16 protein-coding genes are annotated in these 18,273 nt (G+C 37.5%); 9 read left to right on the forward strand and 7 right to left on the reverse strand.

The genetic code is table 11. The annotated features are described in order from the left end of the window. The first annotated feature begins 195 nt into the window (after nt 1-195). The 6 genes from ACP3VS_RS06240 (at nt 196) to ACP3VS_RS06265 (ending at nt 8,019) form a co-directional block, all read left to right on the forward strand. Entirely contained in the window at nt 196-2,046 is a 1,851-nt protein-coding gene (locus tag ACP3VS_RS06240; RefSeq protein ID WP_200990467.1) for a dynamin family protein, read from the forward strand. A 101-nt stretch (nt 2,047-2,147) separates the two neighbouring features. Next, on the forward strand, nt 2,148-3,365 hold the full coding sequence (locus tag ACP3VS_RS06245) for an RNA-splicing ligase RtcB (protein WP_031416232.1): 1,218 nt from the start codon (nt 2,148-2,150) through the stop codon (nt 3,363-3,365). 64 nt (nt 3,366-3,429) lie between these two features. Further along, entirely contained in the window at nt 3,430-4,428 is a 999-nt protein-coding gene (locus ACP3VS_RS06250) for a LacI family DNA-binding transcriptional regulator (protein WP_012294935.1), read from the forward strand. A gap of 106 nt (nt 4,429-4,534) precedes the next feature. After that, nucleotides 4,535-5,953, forward strand: coding sequence for an aldehyde dehydrogenase family protein (locus ACP3VS_RS06255; protein WP_426388470.1), 1,419 nt, complete (start codon nt 4,535-4,537; stop codon nt 5,951-5,953). Between the two features lie 21 nt (nt 5,954-5,974). Beyond that, nucleotides 5,975-6,820 (forward strand): AhlS family quorum-quenching N-acyl homoserine lactonase, encoded by an 846-nt coding sequence (gene ahlS / locus ACP3VS_RS06260; RefSeq protein ID WP_373561624.1) that lies wholly within the window; start codon nt 5,975-5,977, stop codon nt 6,818-6,820. A gap of 17 nt (nt 6,821-6,837) precedes the next feature. Next, complete coding sequence (locus ACP3VS_RS06265; RefSeq protein WP_031416226.1) at nt 6,838-8,019, forward strand: iron-containing alcohol dehydrogenase; 1,182 nt, start codon at nt 6,838-6,840, stop codon at nt 8,017-8,019. 134 nt (nt 8,020-8,153) lie between these two features. On the opposite strand, the gene ACP3VS_RS06270 is transcribed toward ACP3VS_RS06265, so the two are convergent. Continuing rightward, nucleotides 8,154-8,663, reverse strand: a complete 510-nt coding sequence (locus tag ACP3VS_RS06270) for a ferritin (protein ID WP_031416225.1) — start codon at nt 8,661-8,663, stop codon at nt 8,154-8,156. Nucleotides 8,664-8,978: 315 nt separating this feature from the next. After that, a complete protein-coding gene (locus tag ACP3VS_RS06275; RefSeq protein ID WP_031416224.1) occupies nt 8,979-9,740 on the reverse strand; it encodes a TerC family protein in 762 nt (253 codons plus the stop codon). Between the two features lie 419 nt (nt 9,741-10,159). Between ACP3VS_RS06275 and ACP3VS_RS06280 the strand changes: the two genes are divergently transcribed. Beyond that, complete coding sequence (locus ACP3VS_RS06280) at nt 10,160-11,920, forward strand: ABC transporter ATP-binding protein (protein WP_036162023.1); 1,761 nt, start codon at nt 10,160-10,162, stop codon at nt 11,918-11,920. A 165-nt stretch (nt 11,921-12,085) separates the two neighbouring features. Next, nucleotides 12,086-12,460 carry an SRPBCC domain-containing protein gene (locus ACP3VS_RS06285; RefSeq protein WP_332289809.1) on the forward strand — a complete coding sequence of 125 codons (375 nt, stop codon included), beginning with the start codon at nt 12,086-12,088 and terminating at the stop codon, nt 12,458-12,460. 70 nt (nt 12,461-12,530) lie between these two features. Here the strand turns inward: ACP3VS_RS06285 and ACP3VS_RS06290 are convergent, their stop codons facing one another. The 5 genes from ACP3VS_RS06290 to ACP3VS_RS06310 all read right to left on the reverse strand — a co-directional run bounded on the left by ACP3VS_RS06290 (nt 12,531) and on the right by ACP3VS_RS06310 (nt 17,608). Next, a complete protein-coding gene (locus ACP3VS_RS06290) occupies nt 12,531-14,012 on the reverse strand; it encodes a spore germination protein (RefSeq protein WP_200990466.1) in 1,482 nt (493 codons plus the stop codon). Continuing rightward, on the reverse strand, nt 14,012-15,136 hold the full coding sequence (locus ACP3VS_RS06295) for an endospore germination permease (protein WP_012294927.1): 1,125 nt from the start codon (nt 15,134-15,136) through the stop codon (nt 14,012-14,014). The genes ACP3VS_RS06290 and ACP3VS_RS06295 overlap by 1 nt, the downstream gene beginning before the upstream one ends. A 143-nt stretch (nt 15,137-15,279) precedes the next feature. Next, nucleotides 15,280-16,173 carry an RsiV family protein gene (locus ACP3VS_RS06300; RefSeq protein ID WP_036216742.1) on the reverse strand — a complete coding sequence of 298 codons (894 nt, stop codon included), beginning with the start codon at nt 16,171-16,173 and terminating at the stop codon, nt 15,280-15,282. Continuing rightward, nucleotides 16,166-16,684, reverse strand: coding sequence for a sigma-70 family RNA polymerase sigma factor (locus ACP3VS_RS06305; protein ID WP_012294925.1), 519 nt, complete (start codon nt 16,682-16,684; stop codon nt 16,166-16,168). Before ACP3VS_RS06305 ends, ACP3VS_RS06300 begins: the two co-directional genes overlap by 8 nt. A 156-nt stretch (nt 16,685-16,840) precedes the next feature. Further along, nucleotides 16,841-17,608: a TSUP family transporter gene (locus ACP3VS_RS06310; protein WP_426388471.1), complete on the reverse strand. Its 768-nt coding sequence runs from the start codon at nt 17,606-17,608 to the stop codon at nt 16,841-16,843. Nucleotides 17,609-17,810: 202 nt separating this feature from the next. On the opposite strand from ACP3VS_RS06310, the gene ACP3VS_RS06315 reads away from it, so the two are divergent. Continuing rightward, the gene (locus ACP3VS_RS06315; protein ID WP_036162020.1) at nt 17,811-18,236 is read left to right on the forward strand and encodes a hypothetical protein; all 426 of its coding nucleotides are present in this window, start codon (nt 17,811-17,813) and stop codon (nt 18,234-18,236) included. Nucleotides 18,237-18,273 lie beyond the last annotated feature (37 nt).

The following is an 18,273-nucleotide window of genomic DNA, read 5'->3' on the forward strand; positions in this document are numbered from 1 at the left end:
ATAAAATGGGCTATTTCTTTTAGTCTGAATTGTGAATGAAATGTGAAATGAACATTGTAGTGATATAAGGATGAATTCCTATTTGCCTTATAAATGCATAAGTATATTGTCCTCTTTTCGTTGATCTATATATTAGTAAAGCATTAGTTTCATTTATAATGGTCTTATAGATGCATACGAAAAGAGGTTTTGAGGATGACGAACATTGACCATACGCCAATCGAATATACAACCTCAGCGAATAATATATTGCCACAATTTGTTGATCAACTGCGACAATTGTACGGTATTATTGTCCAAAATACATATGTGAAAGATACAGCTAAACATTTAAACCGTATTATTCAAGATGCAAATAACCAAACGATGATTTTAATCGTCGGAAAAGAACGAGTAGGCAAAACAACACTAGTTAACGGATTACTAGGACGTGAGGTACTATCTGTAAATGATCGACATCCGACAGGTGTCAATACATTTATTCGATATGGCGAACAAGAGGAGATTAAAGCCTATTTTTTAGATGGTGTTGTAGCCATATTTGATCTTAGCAAATTAGAGCTACTGACAACAGGTGATACGTTTGCTTCTCAGATTTTACGTGAACATTTGGATTACCTAGAAGTATATTTGAAAAATGATTTATTAAAATCTGTGACGATCATTGACTCTGTTTCCTTAGAAGCAGGGGGAGGTGAAATGGCCTATTTCTCTGAAGCACTTATGAACCGTGTAGATGAAATTTTCTGGGTTTTACGTGCCGGCTCTAGGGCAATAGATGCTGAGCTTTTATTAATGGATGCGTTAAATCATAAAGGAGTGGTACCTTTATGTGTCATCAATGGAATTGATGCTGATGAGCATGCAGATGCATTTATCATTTCAGAACAACAACGTATTGGCCATTTGATGAGTGATTTTATAGCTATTTCCGCAACAAATGCCCTGGTAGCTAAGCAAACGGACAACCTTGAGCTTTGGCAAAAAAGTCAATATGACCATTTAATAGCCCACATACATCGTGTGGCCGAAAATAGTGAAAAAAAAACCTATGCCATTTTAATTCGTTTCTTGCAATGGCTTGAACGGTTCCGCTTCGAATTAACTGTTATTCCACGACGTGACCCATTTCAATCTGCTGTTGAGAATATTGAAAAATATGCAGGCGATACCCAATTTGAGTTTTCTCGCTATCAGCGTGACTTAGCAATAGTTAAGGAATATGAGCAAGAATATGAGCAGGTGGCAAATACGTTTAAACATGTTCAAACCCTTTACCAGCTATTACAAACCATCTCACAACATGATTATTTACAAGATGATAAGGTAGAGACATTTACCGAAATCGCTGTTTACTATCAACAAATGTTACGAGAGTATCGTAATATGCACAGTGAATATTCAAGAGAATATGAGCGTTTAGATGCACAGCATAAAAAAATTCATGGTAAAGGGCTTATGAAAGCTATTTTTGGTCAGCATAACCAAAATGAATTTTTTAAAGAGCGTGTGCAAAAATTAAATGACCAACAAGTGGTTTGTGTCGCTCAATACGATAAAGTATTACAAGCAGAAGCTTCGATGTTACAAGCAGTTCGAGACATTCAGCCTTACTTAGTCAATTTAGTAAAGGAGCGTATGAGTCGTATTGAACAAAAAGTGCTTGAACTAAATCAACAACGTGCCAAAGAGAAGCGACAATTAAAGCGTTATGCTGATAAACTAAATGAATTTTCATGTTTAATTGAAGCACAGGGTTATATTAAGGAACATCTTCAACCCTTCTTAATGCAGGAACAGATGCCATTGAAAACAAAGGATCTTGAAATGCTTGAAGAAACTGTGGAGGCTATTCTTAACATTGATCTTTCAAAGAATGGCTTACTGGCACGTAGTCAAATGAATAATAAAATGGAAAGTATTGCTATTCCTTTTGATGTCGAGGAAATGTATCCGCAGCAAATGCTATCCTTACAAGAAGAAGATGTGAAATCGAACGATATTCCAGTAATACCAAATAAACTAGCCATACAATATGCAGACTAACTTCACAAAACGTTCTAAAAGAATGAATCTTTTAGGGCGTTTTTTTATGGAATGAAACATATCATTCCATTTGTACGTATAAATGGTAAGGAGGGATAATCATGATTGAAATTAAGGGACGTTACACGGAGGCTAAAATTTATGCTGAAACAGCATTACCATCCGCCATCGACCAAATTCAAGAATTGACAAATCAGGCGTTTATGACAGGCACAAAGGTACGTATTATGCCTGATTATCATGCAGGGAAGGGCTGTGTTATTGGCACGACCATTCACCTACAGGAGCGGGTTGTACCAAATCTGGTCGGTGTGGATGTGGGATGTGGTGTATTTGTAGCGCAATTAGATGTAACGACGGTTAATTATGAGAAACTCGATGCTATCATTCGAACGTATGTACCGAGTGGTCAAGAGGTTCATAAGGAACTATCGCCTGATCGACATTTTTTAGCGTTTGAAGGTAAACAGTTCAAAGCAACTGGCCTAAAGGATGAGTATACGAATCTATCATTAGGGACACTTGGTGGAGGCAATCATTTTATTGAATTGGCTAAGGATGAGGAGAATCAGTACTATTTACTGATTCATACTGGTTCACGTTATGTAGGGGCAAAAGTAGCAAACTGGCATCAAAAAAGGGCCTATGAAAATTTGCGTCAGCAAGATTTGACTGGAAAAATAGAGGACTTTAAACAACAGGGGCGAGAAAAGGAAATTCAAGCGATGATCCAAGCCTATAAAAAGAAACATCCTGCGGTTCCGAAAGAGTTAGCTTATTTAGAGGGCGAATATTTCCATGACTACATTCATGATATGAAAATCGCGCAGCAATTTGCGCAAATGAATCGTTGGACGATTGCTGAAACCATTGCAAAACATATGGATTGGCAGCTGATAGATACATTTGATACGATTCATAACTATATTGAGACGGAGACAATGACGCTACGTAAGGGAGCTGTCCGTGCCAATAAAGGAGAAATGCTTGTCATTCCTATGAATATGCGAGATGGATCACTTATTTGTATAGGGAAGGGCAATGCTGATTGGAATCATTCAGCACCACATGGAGCAGGACGTATGTACTCACGTCGTGCTGCTAAAAAAGCATTGAATATGGAAGATTTTAAAGAGACGATGCAGGGGATTTGGACAACGTCAGTCAATGAAGAAACATTAGATGAGGCACCAATGGCCTATAAGCCTATGGCAGAAATAACATCTGTCATTGGAGAAACAGTAGATATTATTAAGGTGATTAAACCTGTCTATAATTTCAAAGCAAGTGAGGCGGCAAAGCCTTATGAGAGAAAGTGACCCCCGAACTCCCTATAACTAGTAGACATATATGGTATAATATAGCTTTACAAAAACGAAGTGGGTGGTTTTTTTGGTCTCTTCAAAAGATGTGGCAAAGCATGCTGGTGTATCTCAAACAACCGTGTCAAGAGTGTTGAATACACCAGAGCTGGTAAAGCCAAAAACAGTTGAAAAAGTGATGAAAGCGATTGAGGACCTAAATTATATTCCAAATGATATAGCTAGATCGCTTGTTCAGAAAAAGACAGGCATTATCACATTAATATCAGGTCCTTTACACAATCCTTTTTTTGTGGATACGACGACAGCTATCGTTAATTATGTCAACGCCCGTGGCTATAAAGTTAATGTTTATTTTGGTACAGAAGATAATTTACACTCAATCTATAATGCAGTTTTAGAAACGAAGGCGGATGCCATTATATTGTCTTCCATGCTTTATCAAGACGATTTATTTTTTAAATTAGAAAAACTCGAAATCCCTTTTATTATGTTTAATCGTAAGCATCAAGAAAATAGACATTTTGTAGAAATTGATAATGTGCAAGCAGGATATCTTGCGGCCAATTATATTTTGTCTTTAGGGCATCAATCATTATGCTGGATTGGTGGTCCCCATCAAATGAGTACATTTTTTGGACGATACCAAGGATTTGAAAAGGCATTAAAGGATCATGGAATAAAAGCTAAATCCGTACCTACATTTTTTACCAATACGAATAAGGAAGATATCGAAAAGACTTTTGAGGAACTGTTAAAACTAGACAGAAAACCTACAGCAATTTGTGCAGCAACAGATGCCATCGCTATAGAAATTTTGAACCTTTGTTTAGAAAGAGGCTTTCAGGTTCCTAGGGATTTCAATGTAATTGGTATTGATAATGTGGAACTCAGTAAACATCATTCCATTGCTTTAACAACAGTTGGGATATCAACAGAAGAAAACCTGGGGTTTTTAGCGATTGAAAAATTATTTGAGGTCATGGAGAAAAAAAGTACTTGCATTCAGCAAACAGAGTCTGTTAAACTTTTCCCAAGAAATACAACGTGTAAAAAATGAACTGATTTTTAACATCAGTTTATTTTTTACACTAAAATGGTTACGTATTCATTTCTTTATTTTCAGAAATGAATACGTAACCATAACGAAAGGAGTGAGATAAGTCTTGAAAAGGGGCTTATGGATTCATGGAGAATGGAAGATGACGGCAGATTATATGGAGGTTCAAGCCCCGCATTCACAAGAGGTGATTGCACATTTTGCAATGGCCACTGAACAAGATGTACAGGAGGCCATTGCAAGTGCACAGGCAGCAGCGAAGAGCATGGCTTCCTTAACTGCTTTTCAACGAGCAGAAATTTTGGAGCATTTATCCACACTATTTTTGGAAAACCGAGAAGAGGCAGCTAGTATTATTTCACTAGAATCTGCAAAACCGCTCAAGTATGCCTACGCTGAAATTGACCGCACCATTGAAACCTATAAATTTGCCGCAGAGGAAGCCAAACGATTATCGGGCGAAATGATTCCGATGGACGCTTCTAAAAATGGGGAAGGGCGCTTTGGCTATACAATACGAGAGCCTATCGGCGTAATTGCAGCAATTACACCGTTTAATTTTCCACAAAATTTAGTTGCGCATAAAGTAGGTCCTGCTTTAGCGGCGGGCAATACAATTGTGCTAAAGCCAGCTACTCAAACGGCTTTATCTGCTCATTTTCTAGCAAAATTATTAGCACAAACTAATTTACCGGCTGGAGCTTTTAATCTAGTGACCGGGCAGGGAAAATTGGTAGGAGATGTATTTTTAGCACATCCTCATGTGAAAATGATAACGTTTACGGGAAGCCCTGCCGTAGGGATTTCATTACGAAACCGAGCAGGTTTAAAAAAGGTTACGTTAGAATTAGGCTCAAATGCAGGGGTGATTGTTGACGAAGGCGTTCAACTTGATCAGATTATGGACCGAATGATTATGGGAGCATTTTCAAATCAGGGTCAGGTATGCATTTCGTTGCAGCGAATATATGTAATGGAAAGTATGTTAAATGAGTTTTTAGACAAGCTCAGCGCTAAAGTAGCACAGCTAGTCATCGGCGATCCTCTTGATAAAACAACCGATGTAGCCATGATGATTTCAGCAGATGAACAACAACGAGCTCATGAGTGGATTGAAGAAGCGGTTGCTGAAGGGGCTAAAATCATTGCTGGTGGTTATATTGACAATCAGGTTTTAATGCCAACAGTGTTATCGAATGTTTCGTCATATAGCAAGGTATCCTGTGAGGAAATTTTTGCACCAGTTGTTATTGTGAATGCAGTAGCTACTATTGAGGAGGCAATAGAAGCTATTAATGATTCTCATTATGGACTACAGGCTGGTATTTTTACACCATCGATTGAGACAGCTTTTAAAGCGTCCAGAGCATTACAGGTAGGAGGCGTCCTTAATGACGTGCCAACTTACCGTGTAGATCATATGCCGTATGGTGGCGTGAAAGAAAGTGGCACAGGTCGTGAAGGCATTAAATATGCAATGGAAGAAATGACAGAAATGAAGCTCATTATTTGGAATAACCAATAATCACGAATGGAGATGGGAAACATGAAAATGATCAAACAACACCCCAAATTGTATGTAATGGACAACGGTACGATGCGAATGGATAAGAATTATATGATTGCCATGCACAATCCAGCAACAATCGATCATCCAAATCAACCAAATGAATTTGTAGAATTCCCCGTTTACACAGTACTTATCGATCATCCAGAGGGCAAAATTTTATTTGATACGGCGTGTAATCCAAATGCTATGGGGCCCGATGGACGTTGGGGGGAATTTACACAAAAAGCGTTCCCTATTAATATGCCAGAAGAATGCTATTTACATCATCGATTAGAAGAATTAAACGTTCGCCCTGAAGATATCAAATTTGTTGTGGCATCCCACTTGCATCTCGACCATGCAGGCTGCTTAGAATTATTTACGAATGCGACGATCATTGTGCAAGAAGATGAGTTTAACGGCACATTACAAACATATGCAAGAAATGTCAAAGACGGTGCCTATATTTGGGGAGACATTGATATGTGGATTAAAAATAATCTACAATGGCGTCTTATTAAACGTGGTGAAGATAATGTGAAGCTGGCAGAAGGTATTCAAGTATTAAATTTTGGTAGTGGACATGCTTGGGGGATGCTTGGTCTGCATATTCAGATGCCAGAATCAGGTGGAATTATTTTAGCGTCAGATGCCATCTACACAGCAGAAAGCTTTGGTCCACCTGTTAAGCCACCAGGCATTATTTATGATTCGGTTGGCTATAATTCAACAGTTGAACGCATTCGCCGACTTGCCAATGAAACGAATTCACAGGTTTGGTTTGGCCATGATCCTGTCCAATTTAAATCATTTAGAAAATCGACAGAAGGATATTATGAATAGATAGGAGTAGAGAGGCCATGCATAAATTAACCTTTACGCCTGTAAGCTATACAGGTTGGGGATGTTTAAATCAGCTTCTGCCTGAAGTAGAAAGACTGAAGGCTACAAATATTTTAATTGTCACAGACCCATTTTTAAAGGAATTAGGGCTAACAGATAAAGTTCAACAGCCCTTGCTTTCAAAAGGATATGCGACGACCATTTATACAGATATTGCCCCAGAGCCCCCACTTGCTATTGGAGAAAAACTAGTTGATTTTACTAGAAAACATCAATTTGATCTTGTCATCGGTTTAGGTGGAGGAAGTGCTCTTGATTTAGCTAAGCTTGCTGCTGTTTTAGCAGTCCATGATGGGAAAGTAGCGGATTATTTAAATTTAACAGGCACAAAGGCGCTTGAACAAAAAGGATTACCTAAAATTTTAATCCCAACTACATCTGGAACAGGCTCAGAAGTGACAAATATTTCTGTCCTGTCCCTGGACACAACAAAAGACGTTGTGACACATGACTACTTATTGGCGGACAGTGCGATTGTAGACCCAGAGCTAACGATTTCATTACCACCAAAGGTAACAGCTGCAACGGGGGTTGATGCTTTAACACATGCCATTGAGGCATATGTTTCAGTCAATGCCAATGAAGTAACAGATTCCCTTGCATTGCAGGCCATTCGCTTAATCAGTGGCTCTATTCGTACAGCTGTACTGGAAGGGGAAAATAAGCAGGCGCGTTCAGATATGAGCTACGGTAGTTATTTAGCAGGATTAGCCTTCTTCAATGCTGGAGTAGCCGGTGTTCATGCGTTAGCCTATCCATTGGGAGGACAATTTCATATAGCTCATGGCGATTCCAACGCCGTACTATTACCCTATGTCATGGGGTATATTCGTCAAAGCTGTGAAAAACGAATGAAAGATATTTTAGATGCCATGGGTTTATCATCTGCCTACTTATCACAAGAAGAGGCTTCCTATAAATGTGTGGATGCCTTACAACAGCTCGTTCAAGATGTGAATATTCCTTCCACATTAAAGGGATTTGATATTCCAGAAGAAGCTTTAGAACAATTAACAGATGATGCAACAAAGCAAACAAGAATTTTAGCTCGAAGTCCGATGCCATTAGAACGAGAAGATATTTATGCTATTTATCGGGCTGCATTTGATGGAGAAGTTCGAGAACCCGATGCATCATAAAGAAGAAAAGACATGTTTCTTATAAAAAATAGCTATAGCTTTAGTATATCTAATGCCTAAAATAACAAAAGCTACGAAGTATCTTGGATGAAACTTCGTAGCTTTTGTTATTTTTAGCTAAATTTTCCCATATATTATGCCTGTGCATCAGGCGTAAATGTACGCGTAGCTAATTCTGCATCTAGCATAAAGATAGCGTTGGAGTCGTTTTCGATACGTTCGATTTTACGAATTAATGTATCAAATGTAGATTCTTCCTCCACTTGCTCATCGATGAACCATTTTAAAAACGCCATCGTCGCATGCTCACGTTCATCTAAAGCGATATCTGATAAATTATAAATACGGCGCGTCACTTCTTTTTCATGAGAAAGAGCTGTTTTAAAGGCATCTAAAATCGATTCAAAATGATTGCCTGGGCTCTCAAAGCCTTGAATTGTTGCACGGTAGCCCATATCACTTAAGAAGTTATAAAACTTCATCGCATGGAAGCGTTCTTCTTCGGCTTGTACTAAAAAGAAGTTAGCGAAGCCATCGTAATCCTGGTCTGTGCAATAAGCCGCCATTGCCATGTAAGCATGAGCCGAGTAAAATTCAAAATTCATTTGTTCGTTAAGTGCTGTGTGTAGTTTTTCAGATAACATAAAAGTTTTCCTCCTTTTGCAGTAAATGCCTTCTTCACTAGTATACAGCGTTATTAGTTCTTCATACAAAAATTTTAAATTTCATGGGAAAATGTGCAAAACTTAATTGATATTAGTTCTCAATTAGAAAATTTATACTTCTTCCTATTTGTCGTATGTATAGTCAAGTGTTAGTTGGGTAGTGGGATAGGGCCACTAGTGAGGTAGCAAAGATGTGTAGATTTGTGGTATAGGAGAGGGACTGGCTATAAAATAAAATCTTACCCGTAAAGAAGAAAATCGCCTCGACATAGGTCGTGGCGATTTTTTTCATCACTATTGTGCTTGAGTCTTTTGATTTTTGACCCCAACTAAGTAACCACCTAGTGCAATTGCTACTAGGACAATCCAGAATATCGCTTTCCAAATTGTAGAATGTGGGAACTCATGTGGAATAACCCCTAGTTTTTCATGTGCCAATGTTAGCACGGCTAATTTCACACCAACCCAACCAACGATTAGGAAGGCAGCCGTTTCCAATGAAGGGAATTTATCAAGAACTTTTACGAACCAACGAGCCGCAAATCGCATCATGATGACCCCAATAAGGCCACCTAAGAACATAACGGCGAATTGTCCTGCATTAATGCCACCAATATCAAAATCACCGAGATGTGGTAATGTTACGGCAATAGCAACCGCAGCTAGGATAGAATCCACCGCGAACGCGATATCAGCAAGCTCCACTTTTACAACTGTCATCCAGAAGCCAGATTGTTTCTTCGGCTCTTGGATTTCTTCGGAGTTTTGGGATGCCTTCCGTGAATCATAAATATGCTTAATAGACATAAACAATAGATAAGCAGCACCTATTGCTTGGATCTGCCAGAAATTAACGAGCGTTGTAATAAGGAATAATGCGGCGAAGCGGAAAACAAACGCCCCCACTAATCCATATAATAAAGCTTTTTGTTGTTGTGCTTTTGGTAAATGCTTAACCATAACTGCCATTACGACTGCGTTGTCAGCTGCCAACAAACCTTCTAATACAATTAATACGACGAGTACCCATGCGTATTCTAAAATAATTGCCTCCAAATTTGTTTCCTCCTTTAATTGTTGAACAGAAATGAATGGTTGCTTCTAACATATTCTTCCCAATTTTAAGCAAAAGAAAAAGACCCCTGCCTAAAAAATAGGCAAAGGTCTTGCTAAGCAATTTACTGTTCGTTGCACAGAAAGTATTGTTCTGTGAGACAAATTATGCCATCACACCCGATGGTACGAAACCATGTAATGACGAATGTGAATCAGATGCTTCGATCGCATCTGCTAGCTACTCCCCTTTGACAATAAAGTCAAAAGCTATTCAATTCTTACACCAATCATAGCATGAGAAAAATTGAAAGTAAATAAAAATATACTGCTATGGAGAAAAAATACTTTTCCGTTACGTTTGCACAAATGGTACTATTAAAAGATAGGCGAAATTTTTACAACTTAGAAAGGAGACAAACATGTATAGAAAATTTTTTTCCTATTATAAACCGCATAAACGATTGTTTGTCATCGATTTTTCAAGTGCAATCATTGTAGCCATTTTAGAGCTTGCCTTTCCATTAGCCGTTCAGTGGTTTATTGATGAATTATTACCAACCGGCGATTGGGGAATGATTGTAAAAATAAGTGTATTATTGCTGCTAGTGTATGCAATAAGTACATTATTAAATTTTATCGTGAACTATTTAGGTCATAAATTGGGGACTAATATTGAGACAGATATGCGTCAGGAATTATTTACGCATGTACAAAGGCAATCATTCCGATTCTTTGATAATACTAAAACAGGTCATATAATGAGCCGCATTACTAATGATTTATTTGACATTGGGGAATTTGCCCATCACGGACCTGAGGATTTATTTATTGCCATTATGACCTTTGTTGGGGCCTTTGCCATAATGTTTAATGTGAATCCAACACTCGCTTTAATTGCAGCGATTATGGTGCCATTTTTAACATGGCTTGTGACATTTAGTAATATAAAAATGAACAATGCTTGGAAAACGATGTATGGCAAAATTGCTGATGTTAACGGACGTGTAGAGGATAGTGTATCCGGTGTCCGTGTTGTGAAATCCTTTACAAATGAAGATTTTGAAATTAAACGCTTTGAGGAGCAAAATGGATTTTTCCGTGCGGCTAAATTATATGCCTATAAAATAATGGCAGGAACTAACTCGACTATTTACATGATGACACGCCTCCTTACATTAATGGTGTTAGTGGTCGGCGCTTGGCTCAGCTTTAATGGGAAATTATCTTACGGGGAGCTAGTGAGCTTTGTTTTATATACCAATGTCCTCATTAAACCAATAGATAAGATTAGTGCTTTATTAGAGCTTTATCCAAAGGGAATGGCTGGCTTCAAGCGATTCCGTGAATTAATTGAGCAGGAACCAGAAATTCAAGATCGTGAAAATGCGAAGGTTATTAACCATTTAGATGGTAATATTTCCTTCAACAATGTTCACTTCAATTACGATGCATCAAAACAGGTGTTAAAAGATATTTCATTTGATGTAAAGGCTGGACAAACCATTGCGTTTGTCGGTCCATCGGGTGCTGGTAAAACGACCATTTGTTCGTTAATTCCTCGCTTCTATGAAGTTTCAAAAGGTGCTATTTCGATTGATGGCATCGATATTCGCAATATGACCCAGGCTTCCTTACGATCTCAAATTGGTATTGTACAGCAGGATGTCTTCTTATTTACAGGGACAATTCGTGAGAATATTGCCTATGGAAAGCTAAACGCCAGTGAAGAAGAAATTCGCGAAGCGGCAAAAAAGGCCCATTTAGAAGCATTCATCGCAGAGCTACCAGAGGGGTATGATACGCAAATTGGGGAACGAGGCTTGAAATTATCCGGTGGACAAAAACAACGATTAGCCATTGCTCGTATGTTCCTGAAAAACCCACCAATTTTAATTTTAGATGAAGCGACTTCTGCGTTAGATACAGAAACAGAGATGATTATTCAGCAATCTTTATCAGAGCTAGCTGAAAACCGTACTACTTTAGTTATTGCCCATCGCCTGGCAACTATAAGGAACGCAGATCGGGTAATGGTCGTGACGCCAAAAGGTATTGAGGAAGATGGTACTTATGATGAGCTAGTGGCTCATAATGGTATTTTTGCTAAGCTCCATCACATCCAATTCCGTAAGGGACAAAACAAACAAAGCATTCAAAATGATTATGTAGAGATGACTTAAAGTTAATCAATTCAACAAAAGGCAGAAATGTGTGATAGCATTTCTGCCTTTTTCTGCTTTCATATACTTATCAAATAAATAAAATTGTACAAGGATTTTTTAGAAGAGGGGAGGAACTATTAGTAGTGAATAGTTAATGACAGATTAATAGATGGGGGTTAAGACATGGATAGACAAAGAAGTATAGGACTTACCAAAACCGTTGGATATCAAGTAGGGGTTAGAAAAACGTTCCCAATCTCACAACAGCAAGCATGGTCAATTATTACAGCAGAGGAAGGTTTGAATGCATGGTTTGGAGGAGGAGAAAATATAATTCTTGTACCTGGTTGTCAGTATCATACAAAGGCTGGAACTGGAGAAATTCGGATTGTCAAACCACTTCTGCAACTTCGATTTACTTGGCAAAAAGAGGGATGGCAACGACCTTCTACCGTACAAATTCGAATCCTCTCTAAAGAAAGTAATAAAACGACCATAAGTTTCCATCAGGAACATCTTTCCAATCAACAAGTGAGAGAAGAAATGAAGCGATTTTAGAAACCATTGAAGTTAGCATACAAAAGATGTAGCCAAAAATACTAGCATCTCCTCAACATTTGAGGGGATGCTAGTTATTTTCTTGCTCTCTACTTTCTTCGTGATGGCCATTGGCTGTTCGGGTTGAATCCTGAGGTGCAAGGGCTTTATTACGCTCCGCGTAACCTTTTGGTGATAGGCGAAAAATAGATTTTTTGATGGTGGACCACCTTAAATCTGTCGCAAGGTTCATGTAAGAATAGCCGTAAATTCGAATATTGCACAAGTACAGAAGTGTCAAATATAAAGAAACAAAAAAGCCAAATAATCCGAAAAAGGCGCTTGCTAGGATGAAAGCAATACGTAATATACTGACTGATGTCACAAGTGATTGATTGACCAAGGTAAATGAAGCGATGGTAGAGATGGCGATAACAACAATCATTTCGGGGCTTGTTACACCTGCTCGAATTGCAGCATCTCCGATAATAATTCCACCTACAACACTGATGGTTCCACCAATAACTGAAGGAAGTCGTAACCCTGCTTCACGGAACAATTCAAACATCAGAAGCATTAGGAGCATCTCAAGTGAAGAAGGGAGAGGCAATCCAGCCTTGGCCTGTACAACGGTTGCTAGTAATTGTAATGGTAATTGATTTTGATGATAGGTTGTTAAAGCAAGCCAAAAGGCAGGTAGTAGCAACCCTATAAGAATACCGATTATCCGTAGTACTCGTTCTACAGAACTAAAAATGATCGGATACTCATTATCTTCGGCAGATTTCAATAATAAGAAAAGATTTACAGGTGTGATAATGCCATATGCGACACCATCTACGAAAATAATAAAGCGTCCCCTTGCTAATGCTTGGACGGCATAATCGGGTCGCCCAGTATAATCGAACTTTGGAAATAACTTTGAATTTTTATTAACACGTTCCATCAATAAATCACCACTAAAAACGATATCCGTATCGACCGCAGCTAGCTGTTTCTTAATACCGTGCAGAATATCCATATCTACAATATCTTCAAAGTATAAGATGGCCACAGTTGTTTTTGAGCGTTTTCCAAGTTCCACCTTTTCTACACAAAATGAATTGGTCGGTAATCGTTTTCTAATTAAAGCAATATTGACGCGGATATCTTCAATAAAGTTATCTCTGGGTCCTTTAACAAGAACCTCCATACGCGTTTCTTCCGGCTTACGATTAGGTTTTTTAGCGATATTGCTTGCATATAAAAGATTAGCTTCCTCAAAATACAGCAACAGGAAGCCACTATAAACTGATGAAATAAGCTGTTCCTTATCTTGGATTTTTTGAAGGCTTGGAATATGGAGATGCCTCGCTATATTTTCCTCAAAAGAAACTTCATCCAAATGATCATATAAATACTGAATCCGCTGAATAATAACGCCGTTCAGCATTTGTTGATCAATCATGGCATCACAAGTTATAAATTGTACCTTCTGTTCATTAAAGCTATATTCCTGAAATTGTATATCTGCGGATTTTTGAAATAGTTTTTTTATTGTATTTAAATCTAACTCATGCTCCTGCTGAGACATTATGATTCACCACTTTTCATGTCTTGTTTTTCAGTTTTCCCCTTTTTAGGAGATTTATCCGATAAGTAAGCAACGACAATGAAAAAAATAGATAATGCCAATAAAAAAATAAAAGTAGCACTTAAAATATAATGTCCCTTTACCTTTAAAAATAAGCTTTCATTTAACATAATTAACGGTAAACAAATGATGAAAAAGGGTGGAGCTAGCATTTGCCAAATACGCTTTGGATCACCAGTCATTTTTAATAAATCTACCACAATGTATAAAAGGAAACTTACACGAATGAAGGTCCCTGTTAGCCATTGGTAAATAGAGAAGAAGTCTAAATGCTCAATATAACGTCCGATGGTCACTAATCCCCATTCTTCATAAGCGGGATAACGTTGTTTCGCTGCTTCACTTGGCCCAAATTCAGTAATGGCTCCAATTAATGGACCTAATGTAAGACCAATTAAGATAGCCAGTATAATTGTGAAGTGATACCACCGAAGTCGTTCTTTAAATTGATGCTGTAAAAATAATAGCAATAATAGCTCTATAAACCCTGAAGCAGGAAAAATCATACCATGTAGAATGGGCTGAAAACCATGCTCAAAAAAGGGGCGCAACAAACTATAATCCTTTACTTGTATATTGGTAAAGGCAACAAAAAAGCCAAGGATGACAACGCCAAATAATACAAAAACATTGACAATAACAATGGTTTGTAAGCTAGTTGTCACTAGTAAAATGCAAAGAATGGTATAAACAAACAGTAATATTAGGACCGGTGTCTGTGGTAAAAACGTGGTATTTACCCATTGTAATGTTTCTACCATTGTAAAAGCTGCGATAATCAATAAAAAAATGGCAACAATATAGATGACAATAGAAGAAGCGACTTTTCCCACTTTTTCGTTGAGCCAGTCTCGAATAGGTTCTTGTTTTGATTTTTTTTGGATGTAAACTAATAAAAATAACCAAAAGAAAAGTATACCCCCAGAAAATAGTACAGAAAGCCAGCCATCTCTTTTGGCGGCATCTAGCAGTGGAGGAATAATAGTCACATGATTTTTTAAGCCAATAACGGTCATGGATAAGAAGATTACATGTAAAATACTGATGGATCCTACACTTTTCATGATGAAAACCCTCTAACATTGATTGATACATATAAGCTTAGACAAAAAACTGTAGCTTTATAAGCAAAAAATGGGTTAATGGCCATGAAAAAACGAGGTATTTGATGGTGTTATCTTCAAATACCTCGTTAAGTCCTATTTAATTAATGAATATATTTTGTGCTAACAAGCTCATCTTTTAAGACGTCTGTTGGGATTTCAAATTCCACAACGCCCATAAAACCTGGTGCCACTTCATATTTATCGAATGAAATCACTAGCTTACCTTTATCGGAAATATAGAATTGTTGATCTGGTTGAATAGCTGTAAAGTCTTCCATCAACTCTTCGTCAGCCAGGCCAGCTCCCTTTACCCAGTAAACTTTATCCTGATTGGATTCAGCCATTTGTGTACGCATTTGTTCCTTAATATTTTCACTAATAGCTTCAATATAGTTCTTATCTTTAAAGAGCATAGGTAAAGTAATTAAAATTTCGTTTTCTTTATCAATAGTATCGTATTCCATGACAGTGGAGGATGAGCCGACAGTATTGACTACATAACGACCAATCGATAAAATTTGGTCATTATCGGTTTTAATTTCAAAGCCACTATCAACGCCTAAATGACCACCAATACCACTGGCCTTTAAATCACCAACTTCTGTAATAAATTCATCGTAGAGAGCTTTTCCTTCTGCACGATACTTTTCATTTAACGAATTTGCAAGATCTTGATTATCTAGATTTTCAATAGCAGGTACTTTAATATTGGCATCAAAATTATCTTCTGCAACCTCATATTCAGTCCAAGTTAATACTTTGACCACACTTCCTACAACAGGTATGTCAGATAGCGTTCGAGCCATTGCTGGACTCGCATTTAAACTAGCTGTAAATAGCATAGCTGCAGCTGCCGAGCCAAGCAACCATTGAGGAGTACGGTTCTTTTTCTTTTTCCGACCTTGCTTCAAAGCTCGTTCAACCACCAAGTCTAATTCCTTAGGAATGGAAACATCCGTATATTGTTTTTCTATATTTTTTAATTTTTTATCCATGTGCAGTTTCTCCCTTCACATCTTCCAATTGTATTTTCAATAGTTTTAATGCTTTATAAAGACGCGATTTGGTTGTACTTAACTTAATATCGAGGATATTCGCAACGTCTGCGAGCTTTAAATCCTCAAAATAATGAAGAATCACAACCTCTCGATACATTTGCGGGAGCTCATCCAACGCATGTTCTAGGTCTACGTTTTCATAGACATCCTCTTGAGCGGGGGTTAAATATTGCAAAGTATCATCATCAGTTACTTGTAAGCGTTTATGCTTTCGTAAAAAATCAATGGAAGTACGAACGACTATTTTATAAAACCAGCTTTTCATATAATCAACATTTTCTAGTCGATCTAATGACAGCATGGCCTTTTGAATACTGTCCTGTACAACATCTAGTGCGTCCTGTTCATTTTTTGTATAGCTATACGCGAGCAAATAAAAACGCTCTTTTTGTTCACGAATGAATTGGACAAACACCTCTTCATGTTGAAATGCATTTCTTGTTTTCATGTCCAAAGAAGCTCCTTTTTTAACATTGTCAAATTGTATACATGTACTAGACGTACGAAATGAGGGAAAAAGTTGATGACCATAAAAAAAACTTACCCCAATATGAGATAAGTTTTATCCTTCTATACTGTTGGCATACGTCAGCATAACAGATGATTATGAGAAATAGTCATATGTATTTTTCAAGAGTAATAGAATGGTCACAACGATAAATAACTTACGTACATAACCGCTGCCACGTTTAATCGCAAATTTTGACCCGACTATGGCCCCAGCAATTTGCGCAAGACCCATTGGTAAACCATAGGCATAATTGATTTGTCCTAAGTATATAAACATAAGAAGGGCTGCCACATTACTACCGAAATTTAAAAATTTCGCATTACCAGCTGATTGTAAAAAATCAAAACCAACCATGAGAAAGGCAAATAATAAAAATGAACCAGTACCAGGACCCAAGAAGCCATCATAAAAACCAATGACTGTAATAACTACTACAAATAATAGATAACGTTTTGGTGTTAATTTTTTATAGGTAGTGATGCTTCCCCAATCTTTTTTAAAAATCGTATAGATAGCTACGGCAGCCAGCATAATGAGCATGAGCGGCTTTAGGACACTAGGATTCATTAAGTGGACAATCCACGCACCTAGCATAGACCCGAAAAAGACAAAGGGGAATAGCTTATAGACCGCTTTAATATCAAGCTTGCCAGAGCGATAAAATGTCAAAGTACTCGTAAGTGATCCCATTGTACCTGCTAATTTATTGGTTGCCACCGCTGTAGAAGGTGGAAGACCTACAAACATAAAAGCTGGTAAAGAAATGAGTCCACCACCGCCAACAACTGAATCAATAAATGCTGCTAAAAAACCAAATACAATAAGAATGACTAAAATATTTAGATCTAAATCAAATGGCACAACAGGTCATCTCTTTTCTATCATAGTAATCTGATAGTAGCGAACTGAGGTTGGGCTGTAAATACTCTTTATAAAGTTTTGCGGATTTTGAACGAATGGTTTTCGTATAATTTCTATAAAAATCAAATATTTTCTGCTTAGAGTTAGAAATTTGATGTATTATGTAAATGATAGTGTTTTTACGTAAAGGGGACGTGATGACATGAGTTTAGCAAATCATATACGTGTATTTCTCTGTGTCGTATTTATGGGGATGCTTGTTGGATATGTCTTTAATGCAAAAAAAGATATAACAGATCATGAGTATATTGATATCGTCAAAGAAGGTTATTTGGAGAATTTTTCGGACGTCACAGTTCGTAATGCATTTAACTACGCATTCTTTGAACCATATTGGCGATATTATCAAGCGAAAACAGGGGAGCAAGTTATAGAATTATCAGGTGAAATTACGTTTCAAGGTGAAAAAGGACATGCTATATTACAATTCGTTGTTGACGAACAAACAAAACAATTTTCCCTTCGTGCGATGAAGTTTAATGAAAATGTTCTAAATGCTGAACAAAAACAGAAACTCGTCGGCATGGTCTATCAAACATGGGAAATGAAACAACTAGCTTATGAGTAAGGTTTTTTGCTTTGTAAATGAGCAGAACTATATTACA

The sequence above is a fragment of the Lysinibacillus sp. VIII_CA genome, from assembly GCF_049943995.1.
In the GTDB taxonomy this organism is placed as follows: Bacteria; Bacillota; Bacilli; order Bacillales_A; family Planococcaceae; genus Lysinibacillus; species Lysinibacillus pinottii.

Coding starts and splice junctions, on each gene's coding strand:
- ACP3VS_RS06240 (WP_200990467.1), top strand. CDS start 196: ATGACGAACATTGACCATACGCCAATCGAATATACAACCTCAGCGAAT.
- ACP3VS_RS06245 (WP_031416232.1), top strand. CDS start 2,148: ATGATTGAAATTAAGGGACGTTACACGGAGGCTAAAATTTATGCTGAA.
- ahlS (WP_373561624.1), top strand. CDS start 5,975: ATGAAAATGATCAAACAACACCCCAAATTGTATGTAATGGACAACGGT.
- ACP3VS_RS06265 (WP_031416226.1), top strand. CDS start 6,838: ATGCATAAATTAACCTTTACGCCTGTAAGCTATACAGGTTGGGGATGT.
- ACP3VS_RS06270 (WP_031416225.1), bottom strand. CDS start 8,663: ATGTTATCTGAAAAACTACACACAGCACTTAACGAACAAATGAATTTT.
- ACP3VS_RS06280 (WP_036162023.1), top strand. CDS start 10,160: ATGTATAGAAAATTTTTTTCCTATTATAAACCGCATAAACGATTGTTT.
- ACP3VS_RS06285 (WP_332289809.1), top strand. CDS start 12,086: ATGGATAGACAAAGAAGTATAGGACTTACCAAAACCGTTGGATATCAA.
- ACP3VS_RS06290 (WP_200990466.1), bottom strand. CDS start 14,012: ATGTCTCAGCAGGAGCATGAGTTAGATTTAAATACAATAAAAAAACTA.
- ACP3VS_RS06295 (WP_012294927.1), bottom strand. CDS start 15,136: ATGAAAAGTGTAGGATCCATCAGTATTTTACATGTAATCTTCTTATCC.
- ACP3VS_RS06300 (WP_036216742.1), bottom strand. CDS start 16,173: ATGGATAAAAAATTAAAAAATATAGAAAAACAATATACGGATGTTTCC.
- ACP3VS_RS06305 (WP_012294925.1), bottom strand. CDS start 16,684: ATGAAAACAAGAAATGCATTTCAACATGAAGAGGTGTTTGTCCAATTC.
- ACP3VS_RS06315 (WP_036162020.1), top strand. CDS start 17,811: ATGAGTTTAGCAAATCATATACGTGTATTTCTCTGTGTCGTATTTATG.